The following is a 22243-nucleotide window of genomic DNA, read 5'->3' on the forward strand; positions in this document are numbered from 1 at the left end:
TTGATATGGCATTTAATAATCTCCTAACTAAATTCTTGTTTTCTACTTTCAATAGCTTAATTTAAACTTTTTGTATCAATCTAAATTACATAACCTCCAAATATAATTTATTTGTTAGAATCTGCTAAAAATATGTATTTTACCTGTGCTGAATTTATGAAAATTTTAACTAATGTTCTATCTTTTAGTGTAAAAAATGGTGTTGCTCGTTGAAAATCTCTACTATGAGCCATAGTCATACTCTGATTCTTAATTGATAGCAAGTGAGATGATTTTATTCACTGTTGGCAATCAGGCATTTTTAGCTAGCTTTACCTTATGATTCTTAATTGGTAGCAGTCACATGATGTTGGTATTATTCACTTGATTTAGTAACGCCAATTTGGTAATATTCTTTCTTGTGCATAAGTTGCTTGTACTGATACTTATAGAACTTACGCATTGACAACAAACTGACTATGTGAATTTTATCCCACTTTCTGTTTTAGATGTTCGAGGATAAAGTCACGAGCTACTTGAAGAAATAAATATCTACGGCATCGGCTGTTTTTTCCTTTTTTTACTTCAATTTTTGTCTGTTTTGTCAATGTGTAAGTCCTAACATTTCTACGAAGATTTCGGCTGACAAGCTAAATTTCCTTTTCTATAGGAGAGTGCAATGTCTTTTAGAACTGCGCGTTTGTACTGGTGGCAAGGTCTAGGAATTGCCATTGTCAGCGCCATTCCCTTATATGCAAATATCTCAGTTGCCCAAATCACCCCAGACGGCACTCTGCCAAATAATTCCAATGTGAAATTAGAGGGCAATACCAGCATTATTGAGGGTGGAACAACAAGAGGTGCTAATCTGTTCCACAGCTTTGCGGAGTTCTCTGTTCTCAATGGCAGTACTGCTTTGTTCAATAATGCACCCAATATTCAGAACATCCTGACACGAGTAACAGGTAAGTCATTTTCTAATATTGATGGCTTAATCCGAGCCAACGGCACAGCTAACCTATTTCTGCTTAATCCCAATGGCATTATCTTTGGAGCGAATGCACGATTAGATATTGGTGGTTCATTTTTAGCAACCACAGCCAGCAGTTTCAAATGGAGCGATGGTAGCACCTTCAGCGCCACCAATCCTCAACCTCCCTCTGAATTACTAGCAATCAATCCTTCTGCACTGTTTTTCAATCAACTGCAAACTGCCAAAATTGAGAATAGGTCAACCACCAATGCGGGAAATAATCTTAAAGGGCTGAGAGTCCCAGATGGACGAAGTTTGTTGTTAGTAGGTGGAGATATCGTCCTTGATGGTGGCTCCTTGAATGCTTTAGGTGGGCTAGTGGAATTGGCAGGAGTCTCTGGTAATGGGATTGTGGGATTAAATGTTGATAGTCAAGACCTGAGTTTGAACATCCCTAATGATGTACCAAGAGCCGATATCTCTTTGAGTAATGGCGCAGTTGTGGATGTGCGTGCTGGTGGGGGAGGCTCAATTACAGTCAATGCTCGGAATTTAGATTTAAAACAACAAAGTCAACTTGTTGCTGGGATTAAGTCAGGTTTGGGTACAGCAACGGCTACGGCAGGAGATATTAAAGTTAATGCTACTGATACTGTCGTCTTGAATAACAGTTTAGTTAGTAGCAGAGTAGAAGAAAACGGGGAGGGCAAAGCCGGAGATGTATCAATTACCACAGGCTCACTAGAAGTTACCAATGGTGCCCTACTAAGTGCGAGTACATTTGGAAAAGGGGATGCAGGCAGTGTCAACATTACTGCTAGAGATACTATCAAGTTTGATGGTAAAGACAGTGGGGCATACAGCCGAGTCTTCTATGGAGCAGAGGGCAAGGCCGGAGGTGTATTAATTAAGACAGGCTCACTAGAAGTGACCAATGGTGCCCTACTGAGTGCCAGTAACTTTGGTGGAAAAGGGAATGCAGGCAGTGTCACCATTTCTGCTAGTGATACTATCAAGTTTGATGGTAAAGGTGAAGGTCAGGGTGGATTTTACAGTGGGGCATATAGCCGAGTCTTCTATGGAGCAGAGGGCAAGGCCGGAGGTGTATTAATTAAGACAGGCTCACTAGAAGTGACCAATGGTGCCCGACTTGATGCCAATACGTTTGCAAAAGGGGATGCAGGCATTATCGACATTACTGCCACAGATACTATCAAGTTTGATGGTGAAGCTAACGATGGATCTAATAGTGGGGCATTTAGCGAAGTCATCTCTGGAGCAGAGGGCAATGCCGGAGGTGTATCGATTACCACAGGCTCACTAGAAATCACCAATGGTGCCGTACTGAGTACCAGTACGGATGGAAAAGGAAATGCAGGCAGTGTCATCATTACTGCTAGAGATACTATCAAGTTTGATGGTGAAGCTAACAATGGATCTGACAGTGGGGCATACAGCCGAGTCAACCCTAAAGCAGAGGGCAAAGCCGGAGGTGTATCGATTACCACAGGTTCACTAGAAGTAACCAATGGTGCCCTACTGAGTGCCAGTACCTTTGGAAAAGGGGATGCAGGCAGTGTCAACATTACTGCTAGTGATACTATCAAGTTTGATGGTGAAGGCAAGGATAAATTTAACAGTGGTGCATACAGCCGAGTTGTCAACTCTGGAACAGAGGGCAACGCCGGAGGTGTATTGATTAAAACTGGTTCACTAGAAGTAACCAATGGTGCCCGACTTGATGCTAGTACTGAAGGAAAAGGGGATGCAGGCAGTGTCAGCATTATTGCTAGTGATACTATCAAGTTTGATGGTGAAGGTAGTAAGTATGGATATCTTAGTGGGGCATTCAGCGAAGTCAAGCCTGGAGCAAAGGGCAACGCCGGAGGTATATCAATTACCACTGACTCACTAGAAGTAACCAATGGTGCCCAAGTGAGTGCCAGTACGTTTGGAAAAGGGAATGCAGGTAGTGTCAGCATTATTGCTAACACTTTTGAGGCTAGTAATGGTAGTCAAGTATCCACCATCACTTCTGGTGAATCCGACGCTGGTAATATTACATTCCAGATCAAAGACAACATTACCCTCTCTGGTTTAAAAACTGGTCTATTTGCCAATACCAGTGAAGGTTCTATTGGTAATGGCGGTAGTATCATCATAGACCCCACAATCATGACAATTCGAGATGGTGCTGCAATTGCCGTTGACAGTCAGGGAGAAGGTATTGGCGGTAATATCCAATTGGCTGCTGACTTCCTCACATTAGATCGAGGCACAATCTCTGCCGCAACTCGCAGTAATACTGGTGGTGATATCACTCTTAACCTACAAAAGTTGTTATTTCTACGCGATCGCAGTAAAATCACCACCACTGCCGGCATTGAGCAGTTTGGTGGTAATGGTGGCAATATCACCATCAATGCTCCCAATGGTTTCATCGTCGCTGTTCCAAATGAAAATAGTGACATCACTGCCAATGCTTTTACAGGCAGTGGTGGGAGAGTGGATATTCAAGCCACTGGCATTTATGGTATTGAGTTCCGTGAAAGTCCAACTTCTTTGAGTGACATCACTGCTAGTTCAGAATTTGGTAGACAAGGCACTGTAGAACTTAACACCCCAGATGTTGACCCTAACAATGGCTTAGTGCAATTGCCAATAACACCAGTTGACACCCAAGTAACTCAAGGCTGCTATAGTCCAGATTATGCCCAAAACCGATTTGTGATTACTGGACGCGGGGGACTACCCATCAATCCTACCGAGCCATTACAAGATTCAAGTACTCTATCAGGTTGGGTAAGATTGAGACCACAACCAGAAAACTTAGCACACACAACACCTGTGCCACAACCAACAGCATCAACTACTCCTAAAATTGCTGCTACAATTCCAATCGTGGAAGCTTCTGGCTGGGTAATTGATAACAATGGACATATAGAACTAGTAGCACAAGTTCCTCAACTCAATCCCCGCAGCCCTTGGCAAACACCTGCTGACTGTTCTGTATCTCAGGGAGGTGTGAAATATGGCAAAACTTCAGCTGCCAAAGCGAGTAATTAGATTTGCGATAACTCCCGTACTCCTATTTACCCTTGCTGTTTTCCTGACTATTATCCCTAGCACATTCGCTAAACAACAAAAGACAAATTCACCAAACGGGTTTCACATCCAAACCAATAAACCCCCAGCTACAAAACCACAGGCACTTCTTGAGCAAGGAGAAGCACTTTATCAAGCAGGAAGCTTTGCTGAAGCGATAAATGTTCTTCAACAAGCTGTCCGTATCTATCAACAAGAAAGCAATAACCTCGCACAAGCCGCAGCGCTGACTAACCTCTCTCTTGTATACCAGCAACTCGGCTCGCGGAAAGAAGCTTATGCAACTATTGACAATAGCTTAAATTTACTTGGCTGGGATAAGACAAATCAAAAGTTAAATGTTAACAATCCAAAATCTGAATTGTTAGAAATTCTTGCACAAACTCTAAATACTCAGGGCGAATTGCAACTGGCAGACGGACAAACTGATGCATCTATAAAAACATCACAACAAGCAGAGCAAATCTGGAAGAAATTAGGTGACAATGTTGGAGTAACGCGCAGTCATATTAACCAAGCACAAGCCTTACGAGTTGCTGGTTTTTACCGCCGTAGCTTAAATATATTGAATGAATTATCTCAAAAATTAATTTCCCAACCTGACTCGATTGTAAAAGTAACAGCTTTGCGATCGCTTGGCAATGTCTTACAACAATTAGGCGAACTAGAGTCATCCCAGAAAAACTTACAACAAAGCTTAGAAATAGCTCAACGTCTACAACTGCCTCTCGAAATTAGTTTGACGGAATTTAGCCTCGGTAATACTGCTAGGTCGTTAAGTAATATTAAAGAGGCAATCGCTCATTATGAAAACGCTGCCAAAATTGCACCAAACCCTCTTACCAAAGTTCAAGCCCTGATTAATCAGCTGAGTTTGTTTGTCGAAAACGAACGCATCACGGAGGCAAAATCATTAATACCCACAATCCAATCTCAATTACCGAATCTGCCCACCAATCAAGCTGGTATTTATGCACGGATCAATTTTGCTCAGACTTTGACCACAATTGGTAATAAAAAAGATATTGCAGAGATTCTGGCAACTAGCGTTCAGCAAGCCAAAATAATCGGCGATGAACGGGCCCAATCCTATGCATTGGGCAGCTTGGGAGAAGTTTACGAGCAGAACCAACAATTGCAAGAAGCACAGGATTTGACGCAGCAAGCGTTGTTTCTAGCGCAAAGAATCGATGCTTCAGATATAGCTTATCGCCTTGAGTGGCAGTTAGGACGCTTACTCAAAGCACAGGGAAATACCGAAGCCGCCATATCTGCTTATGATGCTGCCGTAACAAGTCTTCAGTCTCTTCGCAGCGATTTAGTTGCGGTTAATCGAGACGTGCAGTTCAATTTTCGCGATCGCATAGAACCTCTTTATCGGCAGTCTGTAGAGTTGCTTTTACAAGAGATTGGAAAAGGAAAACCAGATTTAGATAAGGCACGACAGCGAATTGAAGCCTTGCAACTTGCAGAACTCGACAATTTTTTCCGAGAAGCTTGCTTGAACAATCAATTTGTGGTGCTAGACAAATTAGTAGACCGCGACAACCCGAATACTGCTATTTTCTACCCGATTATTCTAGATAATTATTTAGAAATTATTGTCAAACTTCCGAATCAACCGTTGATACATAAAACTTCTAAAGTCAATCGTCAGCAAGTAGAGCAAGTTATTACAAAAATACGAGAGACAATAGTCGAACCCGATGCTAATCAGAAATTTAAAGCAGCTTCTCAACAGCTTTATAATTGGTTAATCAAACCAGTTGAGACAGACCTCAAAAATAGTAAAGTTAATACTTTAGTCTTTATTCCAGATGGGTTACTGCGAAATATCCCGATGTCTGCATTGTATGATGGCACATTGTATTTAGTCCAAAAATACTCTGTAGCTATTAGCCCTGGACTGCAACTATTTATTCCCAAACTTTTAGCCCACAAAAAATTAAATGCCCTGGTTGGAGGACTATCACAACCTCCCAAAAATGAAAAGTTTGCACCACTTCCTAACGTTGTGATTGAACTGAAATTAATTCAAGAGTCAGGCGTATCGACAACTACATTATTAGATAAAAATTTTACTAGTACAAATTTAGCAAAAACTATCAATGCTCAACCTTTTAGAGTTGTTCACTTTGCAACTCATGGGCAATTTAGCTCTAAAGCAAAAGACACTTTTATCTTAGCAGCTGATGGACGCATCAATGTGAGTGAATTAGATAGCTTGCTCAAAAGTAGAGAGCAAAAACGAACAGAGCCAGTTGAATTACTTGTTTTAAGTGCTTGCGAAACCGCAGCAGGAGATAACCGAGCTGCTTTGGGATTAGCAGGAGTTGCCCTGCGTGCAGGTGCGCGGAGTACTTTAGCCTCCCTATGGCAAATTGGTGATAATTCCACAGCTTTGTTTATTGAGGAATTTTACCACCAGTTAGTGACTGGTAAAACTACAGCAGAGGCTTTACGGTTTGCTCAATTAAAATTACTTGAAGCTCATGAGTATAACCGCCCGATGTACTGGGCACCCTACGTTATAGTTGGTAATTGGTTGTAGAAATCTAGGCTTATAGATACTTTACTGGATATGAAATTATTCGGGGTTTGGTAATTTTATTAGAGGCATCGTAGCAATATTATCCAAGTTGATGGATCGCAATAAACTTTGCCAATCTTCTTCAACAGATGCATCTCTATAATTAGAAATGCGTATTTGTGCTAGCATATTTAAAGCGTCAAACCAAATCCCTTTTTCAGCATAGATTATAATCTTCTGCCGAGGCTCATTTGCGGCTTCTATTTGTTGGATAACACGAGAATCTAAATTAACTCTTTTAATGTCCCCTTCTACATATACAGGAATGCTTGCCGCCTCTTTGTTACAATATACTTTTAAATACCAGCGATATGTCTTATCTACTTCTAACGAAGCAGTACTAGGGAAAGAAATACCAATGACACTTGGCTTTGAAGGTAGGGCAATCGCATTTCTATAAACATCATTTTCGGCGCTATCCTGTACGCTAAATTCAGCGTTTGAGTTAGACAAATCCTTAGTGTAAGGGATATAAAACCAAAACGTAGGCCGTTCTGAAGTGGTTAGTCCCTCTACAATCCCGATAATTGACTTGTTTCTCTGTTCCCCAACCTTTTGTTCCTCTTGAAATGGTACTAAGGCAGTGAGGGGGGTTGGAACCGCAGGACAATTATCTCGACTACCCATTCCTGCTCTACGCCCAGATATAGGACTTAATGAAGTAGGTGCTTTTGGCAAAATAAAAACTGGTCGAGAAATAGGTTGTTGAGGTAAAGTCCTACCTTTGCTTGGTGGCACAGGCTGCTTGGTCGTTGCTGGTTGTTTAGTTTGGCCTGTTACCTTTGTTGGATAATAGGTGACGCTGCTCAAGATCAGAGCAATTGTTAGCATCCATTTCATATTGCTAGATGCTACCAGTATAAACGCATAGATACTCTTAAACATTTTACTCTCCTATTAAAAAGGAAATTTAGCTTGCAATCCTCTATTAACTATAGGTATCAGCACAATCAATTTATGCATAAGCGAGGATATCAACAAATTTTTAGCTACTGATATGACTTGCAAAAAATAATTTTCATTTTTAAAGTAGACATTTTGTCAAGTATATTAAGGTTGAAATTAGGTTCAAAAAATTAAGCTAACCGTCATTGAAAGCTCAAGACTTATAGTTGATTTTTCCTGCTAATCAAGACTCAGCATTGCTTTGCACCTATCTAGAGCCACCAAGAGACTCCAGATAGTGAATAAACTCATCTCACTGCTACCAATTCAGAATTAGAAGGTTCAGCTAAAAGCTCCTGATTTTCCTCAGTGAATAAACCAATATCACTGCTACCAATTAAGAATCAGAGGAGAGGGTACCTGTACCACCTGTACCAAGTGCAGACTATACAACTTTCTGTCAATGCGTAAGTTCTATTAACTTGGCACAGGTTACTTTAGCTTCATCCCATTTATTTAGAGTATTAATTGAGCAAACACAGCTTGAAGTCAAACAAATTATCCAAATTCCAAACACAGAAACGATCAAGATTTGAAGTTCAATCAAGGAGAAAACACATGATCACAACAAATAAAACAACGGCTCTCGAACAATTACCCAGTGAACCGTTGAAAGACTCAGTAGCACGGCAGGGTCTTGCTAAATCACAACGTTCTATCCACATACAAAGGTATTCCACCATGTTGAGAAACTTAAAGACTCCTTTGAAAAGTATTGGTGTTTTGTCTTTTGTGCTTTTGGCTGCTCCTTTTATCAAACCTGATGCTGCACTAGCGGGTGGTTTTTCAAGATCATGTGTAAATAGACAGGTATCTATCGCCCCAGACGGTGCTTACTTGAATGCACTTTGTACAAGGGCAAACGGTTCAAAGGTTCAATCTCGATTAAGAATTTCAGATTATATTGCCAACTACGGTGGTAGATTAGAATGGGCATTAGGCGGTGGTGGTTTTCACGTTTCTTGTCGCTCCGTTAAATATCCCCAGTTTGGCGGTCAGCTGATGGTAGCTAGCTGTGGAGACGGTAGAGGTGGCTGGGTTGGCACTGGTCTCAATCTTGATGACAAAATTAGTAATCAAAATGGTGTTTTGGCAATTGATCGTTAAAGGGGTTCGGTCGGGATACGGATACCCTTGTCGAATTCTTCAAACAGCTAAACTAAACCGATTAGTTCAGCAATGAAACGATTGAGAATTTTCAGAGCAGTTTTATACCCAGTAGCAAGATTCCCTAACTTCAGTTGGGACAAAATGCGATGGCTACGCCGCGCCGAAGGCATCGCATAAAATTTCAAGTTCTGAAGTCAGTGGCAAACCGACAGATTGTTTAGCGCTTGTGGTATTAAATATCTGATGTGACTCACTCTGCCGTGTAATACTTGGTTGAATGGGAGCTAAAAAATCTGAGTCTTCCCTTGTAATATAAGGGTTATCGTTATGCCTAATAATGTGTTCTAAATCTTACAGGGGAACAACAAGGGCTAAGATGCAAATAAAATAAGCCTCATAGCTCTTTCTCCTTGTTGATAATACTTACGCTTATTAGGAGCTAGTGTCATTAACTCTGCCACCAACTCATAAGAATTTTCCATAAAATCGACCCAGTTAGACCCATATAATCCAATATCCTTCATGTCCCTTGCGCGTCTCGTAGGAAAAATACTTGTTCCGCCGCGTCCGTCGCCCAAAATGAATTTTGTTTAAGTTCAGCGATATCTTCGGAAATTTCAATCCTGTAAGTGAGTCAGTTTTTCTCCATGCCTCTTAATTCACGGTAGTTGACACAAAAAATAATTATTTCGCTGTTCGGGTGATGCCTACATACGTAAAATTATTCAAACTTATTAAAAATGTTTTTTCCATTTTCTAGGAATATATTGATTTATCAACACTCAGCAAGAAAACGTTATGGCTACTAATGTGTCTAAATTATCAAGCAATTTACTTAATTTTTCGACTTTGGTTGATTTATTACAATACAGAGCTAAGGAACAACCTAACCAAACCGCTTATACTTTTCTCAAGGATGGGGAAAATGAAGAAATCACCATAAGTTATCAGGTACTAGACCAGCGAGCTAGGATAATCGCTTCATATTTGCAGTCACTACATCTTCAGAATGAACAGGCATTACTACTTTATCCACCAGGCATAGAGTATATAGCAGCATTTTTCGGCTGTTTATACGCACAAGTCGTAGCAGTTCCAGCTTATCCGCCAAAACTAAATAAACCAATGCCTCGGCTACAAGCTATTGCCACAGATGCACAAGCAAAAATAGCCCTCACTAACACCTCTATCTTGACTGATATAGAACGGCAGTTCGCACACAACCCAGAATTAGCTAGCTTACATTGGATACCAACAGATACCCTTCTCGATGACGTAATTCACAAATGGCAACAACCGCACATTAACAGTAATACACTAGCCTTTCTTCAATACACATCCGGCTCAACAGGAACACCAAAAGGAGTTATGGTTAGTCATGGGAACTTATTACACAATTTATCTGTAATTTATCAATGTTTTGAGCATCAACCCAATAGCCATGCAGTTATCTGGCTGCCACCTTATCATGATATGGGATTAATTGGTGGCATTTTACAACCTTTTTATGGAGGCTTTCCCGCCACACTCATGTCACCGACAGCTTTTATCAAAAAGCCTTGGCGTTGGCTACAAGCTATTTCCCGCTACCAAGCAACCACCAGTGGAGGCCCTAATTTTGCTTATGACCTCGCCTGTCGTCAGATTACTCCTCAACAAAAAGAAACTCTTGACCTAAGTAGCTGGAATATTGCTTTTATCGGTGCTGAACCTATCCGTGCCGAGACTATAGAGCGTTTTGCCGCTACTTTTGAACCTTGTGGTTTCCGCCCTGAAGCATTTTATCCTTGTTATGGGATGGCTGAAACAACCTTACTCGTTTCAGGAGGTTTAAAAAAAGCAGCGCCAATTATTCGAGCAGTGGATGGAGCAAAATTAGAAAAAAATCAAGTGACAGCAGCCAATGGTAAACAAGAGGGTGATCGATTACTTGTTGGCTGTGGTAAAACCCAACTTGATCAGAAAATTGCGATCGTTAATCCTCAAACCCTCTGCGCTCCTAATCAAGTAGGGGAGATATGGGTGTCAGGATCAAGTGTTGCACAGGGTTATTGGCATAAGCTATCCCAAACCTTAGAGACTTTTAATGCCTATCTTCCAGATACCAAAGAAGGCCCATTTTTGCGAACAGGAGACTTAGGATTTTTAGAGAATGGTGAACTGTTTGTTACTGGTCGCCTCAAGGATTTAATTATTATCCTCGGACGCAACCATTACCCTCAAGATATCGAAATGACTGTAGAAAAATGTCATCCAGCACTCCGTCCTAACTCTGGAATAGCATTTTCCATTGATATCGCAAATCAAGAAAGACTCGTTATTGCTCAGGAAATAGAACGTAATTACCTTCGTAAACTCAATGCTGATGAAATTATTAGAACAATTGTGCAAGCCGTGTCAGAACAACATGATTTACAAACTTATGCAGTCTTACTACTAAAAACTGGTAGTTTGCCTAAAACTTCTAGTGGTAAAGTTCAACGTAGTGCTTGTCGGGAAGCATTTATCGGTGGATCTCTAGATGTAGTAGCAGATTGGTGTGTTAATCCTCAACACAAAATTAAATTCCGTTCTTTAGAAACAGAGGTAGAAACCTTATGGCAAAATCTGCAATCAAGCCAGAAGTGAGAAACAGTCTTAAAAAATATATAGAGCTGCTTTAGTCCAGCACAAATATCAATGTTATATGCCACTTTGTGCAGAGTGAGCAAGATTTACAAACCTATTGAATTAATCGAAGGATCTTACAGTGTCTACACAAGCAGAGATTGCCGTTTCCTATGATGTTTCTAATGATTTTTTTCGGTTATGGTTAGACAAACGCATGATCTATACGTGTGCTTTGTTTGAAGGAACTGATGACTTAGAGACTGCTCAGTTCAACAAGCTCAAATGGTTTCATGAAGCGGTCAAAGCTAATCCAGATAAGCGGTTGTTAGATATTGGCTGTGGTTGGGGAGGAACTATCAAGTTTTTCTCACAAGAAATGGGATTAAAAGATGTAACTGGCATTACTTTATCTCGTGCTCAATACTCTCAAATTAAAGCTGAATCTATTCCCGGACTCTCTGTAGAATGTGTCTCGTATATAGATTATCAACCGAAAGAAAAGTTTGATGCAATCGTTAGTATCGGGATGTTTGAACATATTGCCACACCAGAACAAGCACGTACTGGCGAACACATATCAATTTATCGAGATTACTTTCGGCGAGCTTGGGAGTGGACAAACCCTGGTTCTTGGTTTGGTCTGCAAAGCGTGATTGGCTTTCGCGTTCCGCGAGAGCGATATGATATTCGAGAAATTAGTTGGTTAACATCAAATATTTTTCCGGGAGCCATTACACCACGCTTAGAAGCGATTGTTGCATCTGTAAATCCTTACTGGGAAGTGATGGAGGTCAAAACCCGACGAGAACACTATGCGAAAACTACAGCAGAATGGTTGCGACGGCTAAAAAATCATGAGGTGCTGATTCGCCAACGTTGGGGAGATGAAAAATTTACTGAATATGAAAGATATTTGAGCGTTTGTGTCATGGCATTTGAAAAAAGTTACCAGTCTTTGGCACAGATAGTTTTACGCCGAATTGATTGATAGCTAAATCAAGTTACTGATGATAGGAGTAAGAACAAATAATGAGAAACGATGAAATTTTGAGCTTAATTCAAGAAGCTTTTGAGTTTGCATCTCCAGAGCAAGCACTAGCCGTAAAAGATTTAACCATCAACAGCGCATTAAGTGAGTTTGGTGTCAGTTCAATAGTGGCTTTAGAAATGGCGGGATATATCGAAGAGAAGTTACATATACAATTTGCAGATGACGAGTTAGCACAGATTGGCAATATCAAAGGCTTTGTTAATCTAATTAGTCAATATACAAAGCTAGCGGCATAAAACATTAACTAATCAAGAATAGATCGAAATCAGGAGGTTCAGAATGGCTGCTTCATTGACGCATCAGGAAAGTATGTATCGTGCGTATATGGAATTTTTTGATATAGCCGAGCGGAAACGCCGTTGGCATCCACTCAACGATATTCCTTGGGAGAAACTAGAACCATCAAAAAATACCGAGGAAAATGCTATCTGTGTTGAGACTTTTTGTGGAGTCGAATTGTATGTTCCAGATTATACAGCTAATGGTTTTAATTTGACCCGTTCCATTTTCGGGCATGCTTGGTTTCAAGCCAACTGGGGTTATGAAGAATCTAAGCATGGGTTGACTTTTCGCGAGTACTTAATTCGTTCAGGTCTACGTACACAAGAGCAATACGCGGAGTTTGAAAAGCAGATTTTTGCTAAAGTTTGGAATTTACCATTTCATACACGACGGCAAATAACTTGTTATGGGGCATTGCAAGAGTCTGCTACATTTCTCATCTATCGCGCTCAATTAGAGAAGGCCCGACGAGAAGCTGATGAAGTTTTGGAAAAGATATATTTCTATGTGAGTCGAGATGAAGCTGCTCACATGGGTTTTTATATTAAGGTTCTGCAATTGGAAATGGAAGAAGACCGAGAAGGAACTCTGTCTGACCTTGCCCACGTTGTTTATCACTTTCAAATGCCTGGAGTGGATTTGATTCCTGAGTATGAGCAGCGTCTTGATACTGATGGTGTTGGTATTTCTTCTCAACAATTTTTGGAACGTGGTATTTTCCCTATCCTGAAGGCTGTAGGTACAAGCCGTCGAGAGCTAGTCAAACTCATGCACCAAAAGAAGATTAACGAATCATCTCCTGCTTCTTCCTTATCTACAGATAAGCAAGTGGTAGTAATGAGGTAAAGCATATAGGAATCGTATTTGATTTTTGAAATTATCTATGTGGGTGGGGAGTAAGGAGTAGGGAATTAGGCTTTTCGATCTGTACCAAGCTTTTTCATAAATCAAATATTAGTTCTATAGTTACCTAAGTAAGTCGGTGCAATAAAACCAAACTGTGTGAAAAAAAGTAAATAAGGCTCAAATTCTTTCTGCCCCTGCTCCCATTCAGCTACGCTCATGGCAAGCCTGCCCCCAGCAAGAACTGCCTTATTTCAACAATAATTGTTTACGCCGACCTACTTAGTTTGTTGGAGATTATGTGTAATTTCCAAGCAGAAACAAAGGGCTTGATTTAGCTGATAAAGGAATTGGTAATTTTATTAATGCCAGTTACCCTTCCACTTTACCTATACCTAAATTACTCATGTATTAGATAGGAGTTAGAGAACAATGCTACATAAAGAAGAAATCTCTTTGAAACGTCCACAAATACCACAAAAGTGGTATCGCCCATCTATGATTGGTACACTTGCTTATATTGCTTACAATTTGGCACTTTATATTGTGCCAGCTATGCTAGCACGGATGCTTTTGCTCCTACATTTGCCATTACCTTTGCTTATATTGATGACCGCACCACTAATTTGGTTATCAGCGCAGGGAATGCTTTTATTTTCTTGGGTAGGTCATGAAGGCTTTCACTTGTCATTACATCGAAATAAGTTTGTCAGTGCCTTAATCGGGACTTTCTTTGCATCTGCACTACCAACTTACTTTGAGACTGGTGCTGCTATTTCTCATTGGAATCATCATCGCTTTACCAATCAAGCTTCAGATCCAGACTGTCAAATATTCCAAAAGTTTCAGAACTTCTGGTCTAGACTTTTATTTGCCAGAAGTACCGCTAATTTTTACTATTTCATCAATACAGTGAGAATGGCGTTCAACCTACCATTGTCCTACTCTTACAAATTTCCGTTTAAATCCTGGTCGATAGTAATGCTAGCTTGGGCTAACATTGGCTTCTCGCTGTTATGGTTAGTGTTATATGCGGCGATCGCCATTTATGATCCAGCCACGGCAATAGTTCTAATGGTCTTGCCTGGGATAACAATGTACGCCATTTCTGCTTTGCAACCATACCTAGAACACGCGGGAACTAAAGTAGGTCTTGGTCGTGATGCAAAAAGTCAAACATCGCTTCTATTTACCATACTTTACTTCGGTAATAACTACCACCTTGAACATCATCTCTATCCTGGAGTACCTTGTTATCGTTTGCCAGCTTTACATCGTTGGCTTAAAGAAAAAGGTTTTTATGATCGTATGGAGAGTATGGAGACAGACGAATTAATTGAACCTCATGTTATAAAACCTTACCTCAAGGCATTTCATACACCTTATCCTGAAGCTGGAAAGGAGAATAGTACTTCTGATCCTATGTTACAGATGTAGATGTATAAAGACTACAGTAAACTAACAATTGCTGACAATATCAATCAAAACATTCAATAGTTGTGTTCTCCGTTAATTTTTGATAAAAAGGAGTCCAGATGAAATTACAACAATCGTCAATTTTTCAATTAACTGTTCATTTTGAAGATGTAGATTTTAATGGAGTTGTACATCATCCTAACTATTTAAAATACCTGGAAAGAGCACGTTCTTTTAGTATTAAAGCATGTGGATATAGTGTAGAAAAAATGCTGGCTTCTGGTTTTAGTCTAGTTGTTTCAAAAATTCAGGCTAACTATTTACGCCCAGCATTAATCGAACAGAATCTATTTGTAATTAGTCGTGTTGTCTTTGTCGGAAAAACTATAGTAAAACTTTACCAATCTATCACTTCACAACTGCCAACAAATCAAGAGTTAGAAATGGTTGGAGAGGAAATATTCTCATTATCTGGAACAATCTTTTGGGCGCAGTTAGAAATAGTCTGTATTGATTTAAAATCTGCTAAACCAAAATCCATTCCATGTGATTTAAAACAGGCAATCAAAACTAGCAATAAAGACTTATTCCTCAATACAATACCAATTAGCAATACAGAGACTTTAACTCCTAGCTTACAAATTGTATAAATATCAAACGCCAAATTTCTCAACGGATTTAGTTGTGAGGATATTAAATGAATCATAGAAAAGGGCATGATATAGAATTAGTTGATGCTCACTCACTTGTAGAAATACCAGGAAATGTTGAACCTGGTATGCCAAGTACAAAGAAACCTCAAGGTAAACGTTTTCGTTTGGTGTTGATATTAGTGAGCTTGTTCTTGGTGGGAGCGGGTGTATCAGCCTGGTATTATTTCTCATTACCCCCAAAAATCACTTCGTTGCGAGTTAGTGGTCGTATTGAAGGTTATGAAACTGATATTGGTGCGAAAGTAGCAGCTCGCATCGACTCAGTAGAGGTGCGAGAAGGGGATCGGGTTCTCAAAAATCAAGTGATTGTCAAACTAGATGATGCAGAGATACAAGCACAATTAAAAGGTGCGGTTGCTCGCGTAGATTCAATGCAACAACAACAAGAACAAGCAAAGTTGCAAATCAATCTCTTAAACAACCAAATTTTGGAAAATCAGCTAGCCTTGCAACAGTCTGAAGGAGATGCCAAGGGTCGAATTTTTGAGGCTGAATCAGCATTGGCTTCCGCTCAGGCACAATTAAATCAAGCGATCGCTGAGGTAGACCAAGCAAAATCAGAGTTAAAATTAGCGCAAATCAACCGCGATCGCTACGCTAAATTGGTAGCCGAAGGAGCTGTTACCAAGCAACAATTTGACCAAAGTCAAACAGCTTACGAAACAGCTCTGTCCACAGTTAAATCCCGTCAAGCAGCAATGAGTTCATTTCAAAAATTAGTCAATTCTGCTCAAGGGAAATTAACGCAAGCCCAAACTACAGAATTAAATCCCTCGATTCGCAACTCACAGATAGCCGGGTTACGTACACAATTGACGCAAACACGTTTGAAGCTAGCTGCCGCTCAAGCTGATGTGGCTAATGCAAAAGCCGCTCAACAGGAAATTAAAGCTAAAGTTACCGATCTCAAGGTTGTTAATCCTATCAACGGGGTTGTCATTAGTCGGAGTGTAGAACCAGGAACTGTAGTTACTCCCGGCAAAACTCTGTTAACAGTCATCGATCCTAACAATATTTATTTGCGCGCTTTTATTCCCCAAGCAGATATTGGTAAGGTGCATGTTGGCCAACAGGCTCGGATATATGTGGATTCAGCACCTCAGCAACCTATCAGTGCAAAAGTTGCAGCCATCGACACTCAAGCATCTTTTACTCCTGAGAATATTTATTTTCCAAAAGACCGAGTAAAACAAGTGTTCGGTGTCAAAATTATCATCAATAAACCAGACGGATTGGCCAAGCCAGGAATGTCGGCTGATGCCGAAATCATTATTGCATCTGAAGCGAAGAAATAACTTTTACAAAGAGCTACTATTGCGAATTCACAATCAGCGTCGATTTATCACTTAACATTTGGAATTTAAATTTATTATCAATAGTATCATGCTATCTACTACTAAGAATAATTTATCTAGTTACCCTAACAAAGCGACAGAAAATATCGCTATTCAGGTAGAAGGTTTATATAAACGTTACGGCAAAATAGTTGCTGTAAAAGGAATAAATTTTGCTGTGAAGCGAGGAGAAATCTTTGGGTTAATCGGCCCTGATGGTGCAGGAAAAACTTCCACCTTTCATATTTTGGCTGGTGTCATGGAGGCATCTGCTGGCAAGGTTCAAATATTAGGAAAAACACCACGTAATGCTCGTTTAGCTACTGGATATCTGACCCAACAGTTCTCACTTTACTCCGATTTAAGCATTGATGAAAATTTGCGCTATGCTGCCGGATTAAAGGAAGTCCCACAACACCTTTTTCGGCAACGCCGCCAGAAATATTTAGGTTTAATGGATTTGCAGAGCTTTGCAAAGCGTTTGGCTGGTCGTCTTTCTGGGGGCATGAAACAGAAATTAGCTTTGTGTTGTGCGTTAATTTCTCAACCCGAAATTCTTCTATTGGATGAACCAACAACAGGCGTTGACTCTGTATCACGTCGGGAATTCTGGGATATTCTAGCTGCTGTAGCGTCAGAGGGAATTACCATAGTTGTGGCCACACCTTATTTAGATGAAGCAGAAAGGTGTGATCGTATTGCTTTAATCTATGAAGGAGAAATTCAACAAATTGGTACTCTCACTCAATTACGTGAGAGCTTGAATTTACAAAGACTAGAAGTACGAACTAATCACCTGGAAGCAGCTGAACAGTTATTACAAAAAGCAAAAGACTACAAGGAAACATCAGTAGTTGATGTCCAAACCTTTGGCGATCGCCTAGATATATTAGTTAAAGATGTCTCTGTAGCAACAGAGGCGGTGCAAAGAATTTTTCAGCAACAACAACTGAATCTAGAGAGTATTCAAACTGCTGATGCCACCTTAGAAAATGTCTTTGTTAATCGTCTGCGGACTGCTGGCAATGACTCTGAATTTATTCCTTTTCCCCGTGTCAAAAGTAGACATCGTACAGGTGTAGCAATCTCTGCCTATAAGCTGAAAAAAATATTTGGTGATTTTCAAGCAGTTAAAGGTGTAGATTTAGAAGTTCATTATGGCGAGATTTATGGTTTGCTAGGAGCAAATGGAGCAGGCAAGACAAGTACAATTAAGATTCTCTGCGGTTTGTTAGAACCAACATTTGGAACAATCTCCTTAGCTGGACAAACTCAGAATTTACGTGGCAGCGCCATCCGGCAACGCATCGGTTATATGAGTCAAAAATTTACCCTTTATGATGATTTGACAATTATTCAGAACCTAGAATTTTATTGTGGAGTTTATAATGTGCCAATTCAGCTACGCCGTTCCCGGATTAAATGGGTACTTACCACTTGTGGTTTAGCTGGAAAAGAAAATACACTCACAAGTCAATTGCCAGGAGGCTGGAAACAACGGCTAGCTTTTGGTGCATCGGTAATGCACGAGCCAGAAATTTTGTTTTTAGATGAACCGACATCGGGAGTAGATCCTTTGGCACGTCGTCAGTTTTGGCGATTAATTAACGAGTTTGCCAGGTCAGGAACAGCAGTGTTAGTAACAACTCACTATTTAGAAGAGGCGGAACAGTGCAACCGCATGGGTTTCATGGTGGCGGGTAAGGTAGTAGCTCAAGGTTCACCGACTGAGATTAAAACTTCTCAACCTGGTCATTTGCTAGAAATTGTAGTGAATCGGACTCAGGATGCTTCTAATTTGCTGAAAACCAAACTTGATTCTTGGCGCATATCAATTTTTGGCGATCGCATACACTTGGTTTTAGATTGTCTTAGTACAGATATCCCTCATATCCGTTCAATTTTACAAACAGAAAATATCGACCTGTATTCGCTGCGGCCTATTCCTTTTTCTCTTGAAGATGCCTTTATTAACATTGTCCAACGCGCTCAACAAGATAAATTATGACAAGAATATGGACTCAGTGTAGAAAAGAATTAGCACAATTCCGGCGCGATCGCCTGACTGTGACACTGGCTTTTATACTGCCTCTAATTACCTTATTGATTTATGGCTTTGCCATCAGGCTAGAAGTCAAAGAAATTCGGCTACTTGTTCAGGACTTCGACCGCACCCCTCTCAGTCGCACATATATTGAGCGCTTGTTCGCTACAAACCAGTTCCAGGCTGTTCCTTTTGATAGTAATGACTCGACATTAGCTAATCAGGACTCTCTAATTTCCGATCCCTCCAAAGCAATTGATCGTGGTCTAGCCAAAGCAGTATTAATAATTCCACCCGATTTTACTCGTCGGATCAAATCTGGTAAAGTCAGCAACTTACAAGTCCTTATAGATGGGACAGATGTTAATAACGCACGTGTAATTGAAAACACTATTAGTTCTACCACTGATTTTTTCCTTAAAAGTACCGGACTACAATCAAGCAGCAGCCAAATAGCAGCGCAAGTGCGTCTCTGGTTTAATCCAGGACGTAAAGAATCTCTCTATATTGTCCCTGGAGCTTATGCTCTTGTCCTTTGGGTTTATCCATCACTGTTCGCAGCTCTTGCCATGACTAGAGAAAAAGAGGAAGGTACTATTATCCAGGTTTATGCTTCTAGTTTAAGTGCTGTTGAACTACTGCTAGGCAAAGGGTTAGCTTACTTCTTAATTGCTATTGCCCAAAGCCTATTTATTATGGTCTTAGGCTCACTTATTTTTGGGATACGATTAGCAGGTGACATTTTACCATTGTTGATTGGTACTCTCTTATTCTTAATCAGTGGCGTCATGTTCGGCTTGTTTTACGGCGTAAAATCTGAAAGCCAAAGTGAGGCTACTCAAAAAGTTCTTAGTGTTGGTTACTTAACAGCCTTAGTCATGTCTGGCTTCGTCTATCCACTGAGCAATATTCCCTTCCCTCTCTCGCTCATTTCTAATATTGTCCCAGTCCGCTATTATATTGAACTAACTCGTGACTCTTTTGTACGAGGGACAGGATGGTCAAGTGTTTGGTCTGTTCCCTTGGTTTTAGCACTGTTAGGATTTTTACTATTTTTTGGTGCTTTACATGGTCTAAAGCGCATGCAATTATCGGAATAGATAATTACAGCACTTTGCAAGTAAAACTAGTACAAATTAGTATGATAAATCTTGTGAAGTGGGCATACAAGCCCACCCTTGTGTATTTTACTTAGATGTAATCTGCTGTATCTGTGTAGTGGCAGAAAAAGAAGTAAAAAAGGCAGAGTTAGCCTTCTCTGTTTCTCTATCCAATTCTAAATAAATTTGAAAGTTTTTATGTTTCTATCTTTTCATCAGAAGATATATCTATTCTTTAAAAACCGCTTTTGGTCATTAGCAATCAAAGAAACCTACCAAATTCTCAGCGATAAACGTCTGATTTTTTTATTTATTGTTCTACCAACGATACAGCTTTTAATTTATGGTTCAGCTATTAGTCCAGATGTACATAATTTGAATATGGGGATTGTTGATTATGCAAAAACCTCTAGTAGTCGTGAACTGATTTCTGCTTTAACTGAAAATCATACTTTTAATCTGGCTAGTCTAAATGACAGTGAGCAAATCCTTAACCAACAAATGGAAACGGGAAAAGTTTCTGTTGGCTTAGTCATACCACCTGAATTTGACCGTGACTTAAGTCGAGAAGGCATCACAAAAGTTCAGGTTTTTGTAGATGCAGTTAATGCCAATACTGCGGGGATTGTTAGAAGTTATATTACCCAGATTATCAACCATTATGGTCAACAAATAAACTCTAGTTTTGTGTCCGCGCAAGTACAGCCTCAAATTACATTTCTATACAATCCTGGCTTAATTAGTAGTTGGTTTTTTCTGTCTGGAATTATGGGTGTAATTCTCAATCTAGTAGGCTCAATAGTTTCATCAGCCGCAATGGTGAGGGAAAAAGAAGCTGGGACACTCGAACAGTTATTGATGACTCCTGCTGCTAACTGGGAAATTCTTTTAGCTAAGTTATTTCCCTTAACTGTCTTATTGCTGGGTGATGTCTGCTTGGTACTTGGTTTAGCTCGACTCATCTTTGGACTACCCGTGCGGAGTAATGTTTTCCTCTTTTTGACACTTTCTGGTCTCTACGTTTTAAATGCGCTCGGAATAGGTATTCTCATTGGGACAGTGTTCAGTACTCAACAGCAGACTCAACTTATATCATTTGCTGTTAATGTACCCTTAGGTTTACTTTCTGGTACGATTACACCTATTGAAAGTATGCCATCGCTATTTCAGTACTTATCATTACTTAATCCATTACGTCACTATGTTCTGATTGTGCGTGGTTTACTACTCAAGGGCGTTAATCTTGATGTGCTTTGGCCAAATGCCATATCATTATTGTTCTTTGCAGTTCTTTTATTACTAATTAGTATTCATAAATTTCGCACTCAGCTTAACTCAAAAGCTGTTTAGCGAGACTTATACAAAAATCAAGCCCAAATATAACCCAAACTAGTTTTGTCAGCAGCAAACACGTCACGATTTAAGTTCAACCAATCAATAAATCGACTTATACATGGCTGTACTGAACGCTTCTAAAACTTCAGTAAAAGTGTTTAAATTGCTTCCAGTCCCAATCCAATGGCATTTGAACGACAATTATGAGTAACCCTCTTTCCCATCCCGAAGATCCAGATTTCCATTCATCTATTCAGGAGAATCTAAACTGCCAGCAGTTTGTGCTGCCATGCAGAAAGCATTGGTGGCACGGTTGACTACAAGACGAGTTTGAGAACTTTTAATTTTGCCACCAGTAATGCGGCTGGCTGCCAGGGCAAAGACCAAGCCAAGAAGTAAAGTGTTTGACTGTGGGGAACCGACTGGGATCTAAACCAACCTCAGAAAGAATAATTTGTACTGTCAGGACACCAAGACCGTCAACGCGAGTAAAATCTACTCCACTCATACGGTAAAGATGAGTACGCAAATCAAACTCAGGTTCATTACCTTGAGGTTTATGACGAATAAGATTTTATCATTTAGCCCCAATTTTTATTTTCCCAGAGTGACAAAAGCGTCCGAGGAAAGCGATCGCATTCCCAATGGATGTAAAGAAACATTTCTGTTTCTTAGAAGAGAATTGAAGGAGAAGTAGTACCGTAAGGATTCAGGTTTTATAATTAAAGTTCAAGTTTTATACCAATTTAATATGAAGCTGCATATAATAGGGGAAAGCAAACTCGGTAAGTTGATATACCCATGAGCCGCCCA

At 40.0% G+C, this 22243-nt stretch carries 17 protein-coding genes; 13 read left to right on the forward strand and 4 right to left on the reverse strand.

Going from position 1 to position 22243, the window contains the following annotated elements; genetic code table 11:
* Nucleotides 1-658: 658 nt before the first annotated feature.
* A complete protein-coding gene (locus RMZ43_RS16260; RefSeq protein ID WP_322652346.1) occupies nucleotides 659-4018 on the forward strand; it encodes a filamentous hemagglutinin N-terminal domain-containing protein in 3360 nt (1119 codons plus the stop codon).
* Nucleotides 3984-6608, forward strand: coding sequence for a CHAT domain-containing protein (locus tag RMZ43_RS16265; RefSeq protein WP_322652347.1), 2625 nt, complete (start codon nucleotides 3984-3986; stop codon nucleotides 6606-6608). The genes RMZ43_RS16260 and RMZ43_RS16265 overlap by 35 nt, the downstream gene beginning before the upstream one ends.
* Before the next feature lie 36 nt (nucleotides 6609-6644).
* Here the strand turns inward: RMZ43_RS16265 and RMZ43_RS16270 are convergent, their stop codons facing one another.
* Entirely contained in the window at nucleotides 6645-7532 is an 888-nt protein-coding gene (locus RMZ43_RS16270; RefSeq protein WP_322652348.1) for a DUF928 domain-containing protein, read from the reverse strand.
* Between the two features lie 618 nt (nucleotides 7533-8150).
* Here RMZ43_RS16270 and RMZ43_RS16275 point away from each other — a divergent pair.
* Nucleotides 8151-8699, forward strand: coding sequence for a CVNH domain-containing protein (locus RMZ43_RS16275; protein ID WP_322650187.1), 549 nt, complete (start codon nucleotides 8151-8153; stop codon nucleotides 8697-8699).
* Nucleotides 8700-8746: 47 nt separating this feature from the next.
* Here RMZ43_RS16275 and RMZ43_RS16280 read toward each other — a convergent pair whose 3' ends face one another.
* Nucleotides 8747-8872, reverse strand: a complete 126-nt coding sequence (locus RMZ43_RS16280) for a hypothetical protein (protein ID WP_322652349.1) — start codon at nucleotides 8870-8872, stop codon at nucleotides 8747-8749.
* Nucleotides 8873-9500: 628 nt separating this feature from the next.
* Between RMZ43_RS16280 and RMZ43_RS16285 the strand changes: the two genes are divergently transcribed.
* The 10 genes from RMZ43_RS16285 to RMZ43_RS16330 all read left to right on the forward strand — a co-directional run bounded on the left by RMZ43_RS16285 (nucleotide 9501) and on the right by RMZ43_RS16330 (nucleotide 21445).
* Nucleotides 9501-11330 (forward strand): fatty acyl-AMP ligase, encoded by a 1830-nt coding sequence (locus tag RMZ43_RS16285; RefSeq protein WP_322652350.1) that lies wholly within the window; start codon nucleotides 9501-9503, stop codon nucleotides 11328-11330.
* Between the two features lie 121 nt (nucleotides 11331-11451).
* The gene (locus RMZ43_RS16290; RefSeq protein ID WP_322650190.1) at nucleotides 11452-12300 is read left to right on the forward strand and encodes a class I SAM-dependent methyltransferase; all 849 of its coding nucleotides are present in this window, start codon (nucleotides 11452-11454) and stop codon (nucleotides 12298-12300) included.
* A gap of 41 nt (nucleotides 12301-12341) precedes the next feature.
* Nucleotides 12342-12599, forward strand: a complete 258-nt coding sequence (locus RMZ43_RS16295; protein ID WP_322650191.1) for an acyl carrier protein — start codon at nucleotides 12342-12344, stop codon at nucleotides 12597-12599.
* A gap of 43 nt (nucleotides 12600-12642) precedes the next feature.
* Complete coding sequence (locus RMZ43_RS16300) at nucleotides 12643-13491, forward strand: acyl-ACP desaturase (protein ID WP_322650192.1); 849 nt, start codon at nucleotides 12643-12645, stop codon at nucleotides 13489-13491.
* Between the two features lie 429 nt (nucleotides 13492-13920).
* Nucleotides 13921-14925 carry a fatty acid desaturase family protein gene (locus RMZ43_RS16305; protein ID WP_322650193.1) on the forward strand — a complete coding sequence of 335 codons (1005 nt, stop codon included), beginning with the start codon at nucleotides 13921-13923 and terminating at the stop codon, nucleotides 14923-14925.
* 98 nt (nucleotides 14926-15023) lie between these two features.
* Nucleotides 15024-15554: a thioesterase family protein gene (locus RMZ43_RS16310; protein ID WP_322652351.1), complete on the forward strand. Its 531-nt coding sequence runs from the start codon at nucleotides 15024-15026 to the stop codon at nucleotides 15552-15554.
* Between the two features lie 47 nt (nucleotides 15555-15601).
* Entirely contained in the window at nucleotides 15602-16912 is a 1311-nt protein-coding gene (locus RMZ43_RS16315) for an HlyD family secretion protein (protein WP_322650196.1), read from the forward strand.
* An 88-nt stretch (nucleotides 16913-17000) separates the two neighbouring features.
* Nucleotides 17001-18959 carry an ATP-binding cassette domain-containing protein gene (locus RMZ43_RS16320; RefSeq protein WP_322652352.1) on the forward strand — a complete coding sequence of 653 codons (1959 nt, stop codon included), beginning with the start codon at nucleotides 17001-17003 and terminating at the stop codon, nucleotides 18957-18959.
* The gene (locus RMZ43_RS16325; RefSeq protein WP_322650198.1) at nucleotides 18956-20095 is read left to right on the forward strand and encodes an ABC transporter permease; all 1140 of its coding nucleotides are present in this window, start codon (nucleotides 18956-18958) and stop codon (nucleotides 20093-20095) included. The genes RMZ43_RS16320 and RMZ43_RS16325 overlap by 4 nt, the downstream gene beginning before the upstream one ends.
* Nucleotides 20096-20293: 198 nt before the next feature.
* On the forward strand, nucleotides 20294-21445 hold the full coding sequence (locus RMZ43_RS16330) for an ABC transporter permease (protein ID WP_322650199.1): 1152 nt from the start codon (nucleotides 20294-20296) through the stop codon (nucleotides 21443-21445).
* A gap of 234 nt (nucleotides 21446-21679) precedes the next feature.
* On the opposite strand, the gene RMZ43_RS16335 is transcribed toward RMZ43_RS16330, so the two are convergent.
* Together RMZ43_RS16335 and RMZ43_RS16340 are read right to left on the reverse strand one after the other, a co-directional pair.
* Entirely contained in the window at nucleotides 21680-21817 is a 138-nt protein-coding gene (locus tag RMZ43_RS16335) for a hypothetical protein (RefSeq protein ID WP_416212103.1), read from the reverse strand.
* A complete protein-coding gene (locus RMZ43_RS16340) occupies nucleotides 21771-21938 on the reverse strand; it encodes a transposase (protein ID WP_416212101.1) in 168 nt (55 codons plus the stop codon). The genes RMZ43_RS16335 and RMZ43_RS16340 overlap by 47 nt, the downstream gene beginning before the upstream one ends.
* Between the last annotated feature and the right edge of the window lie 305 nt (nucleotides 21939-22243).

The organism is Nostoc sp. CmiVER01 (genome assembly GCF_034531135.2).
GTDB lineage: Bacteria > Cyanobacteriota > Cyanobacteriia > Cyanobacteriales > Nostocaceae > Nostoc.

What these genes read in the sequence shown, in the direction of transcription:
- RMZ43_RS16320 (WP_322652352.1), top strand. Translation starts at nt 17,001, where the DNA reads ATGCTATCTACTACTAAGAATAATTTATCTAGTTACCCTAACAAAGCG.
- RMZ43_RS16330 (WP_322650199.1), top strand. Translation starts at nt 20,294, where the DNA reads ATGTTTCTATCTTTTCATCAGAAGATATATCTATTCTTTAAAAACCGC.
- RMZ43_RS16280 (WP_322652349.1), bottom strand. Translation starts at nt 8,872, where the DNA reads ATGCCTTCGGCGCGGCGTAGCCATCGCATTTTGTCCCAACTGAAGTTA.
- RMZ43_RS16295 (WP_322650191.1), top strand. Translation starts at nt 12,342, where the DNA reads ATGAGAAACGATGAAATTTTGAGCTTAATTCAAGAAGCTTTTGAGTTT.
- RMZ43_RS16315 (WP_322650196.1), top strand. Translation starts at nt 15,602, where the DNA reads ATGAATCATAGAAAAGGGCATGATATAGAATTAGTTGATGCTCACTCA.
- RMZ43_RS16340 (WP_416212101.1), bottom strand. Translation starts at nt 21,938, where the DNA reads ATGAGTGGAGTAGATTTTACTCGCGTTGACGGTCTTGGTGTCCTGACA.
- RMZ43_RS16310 (WP_322652351.1), top strand. Translation starts at nt 15,024, where the DNA reads ATGAAATTACAACAATCGTCAATTTTTCAATTAACTGTTCATTTTGAA.
- RMZ43_RS16305 (WP_322650193.1), top strand. Translation starts at nt 13,921, where the DNA reads ATGCTACATAAAGAAGAAATCTCTTTGAAACGTCCACAAATACCACAA.
- RMZ43_RS16285 (WP_322652350.1), top strand. Translation starts at nt 9,501, where the DNA reads ATGGCTACTAATGTGTCTAAATTATCAAGCAATTTACTTAATTTTTCG.
- RMZ43_RS16300 (WP_322650192.1), top strand. Translation starts at nt 12,643, where the DNA reads ATGGCTGCTTCATTGACGCATCAGGAAAGTATGTATCGTGCGTATATG.
- RMZ43_RS16270 (WP_322652348.1), bottom strand. Translation starts at nt 7,532, where the DNA reads ATGTTTAAGAGTATCTATGCGTTTATACTGGTAGCATCTAGCAATATG.
- RMZ43_RS16265 (WP_322652347.1), top strand. Translation starts at nt 3,984, where the DNA reads ATGGCAAAACTTCAGCTGCCAAAGCGAGTAATTAGATTTGCGATAACT.
- RMZ43_RS16260 (WP_322652346.1), top strand. Translation starts at nt 659, where the DNA reads ATGTCTTTTAGAACTGCGCGTTTGTACTGGTGGCAAGGTCTAGGAATT.
- RMZ43_RS16325 (WP_322650198.1), top strand. Translation starts at nt 18,956, where the DNA reads ATGACAAGAATATGGACTCAGTGTAGAAAAGAATTAGCACAATTCCGG.
- RMZ43_RS16275 (WP_322650187.1), top strand. Translation starts at nt 8,151, where the DNA reads ATGATCACAACAAATAAAACAACGGCTCTCGAACAATTACCCAGTGAA.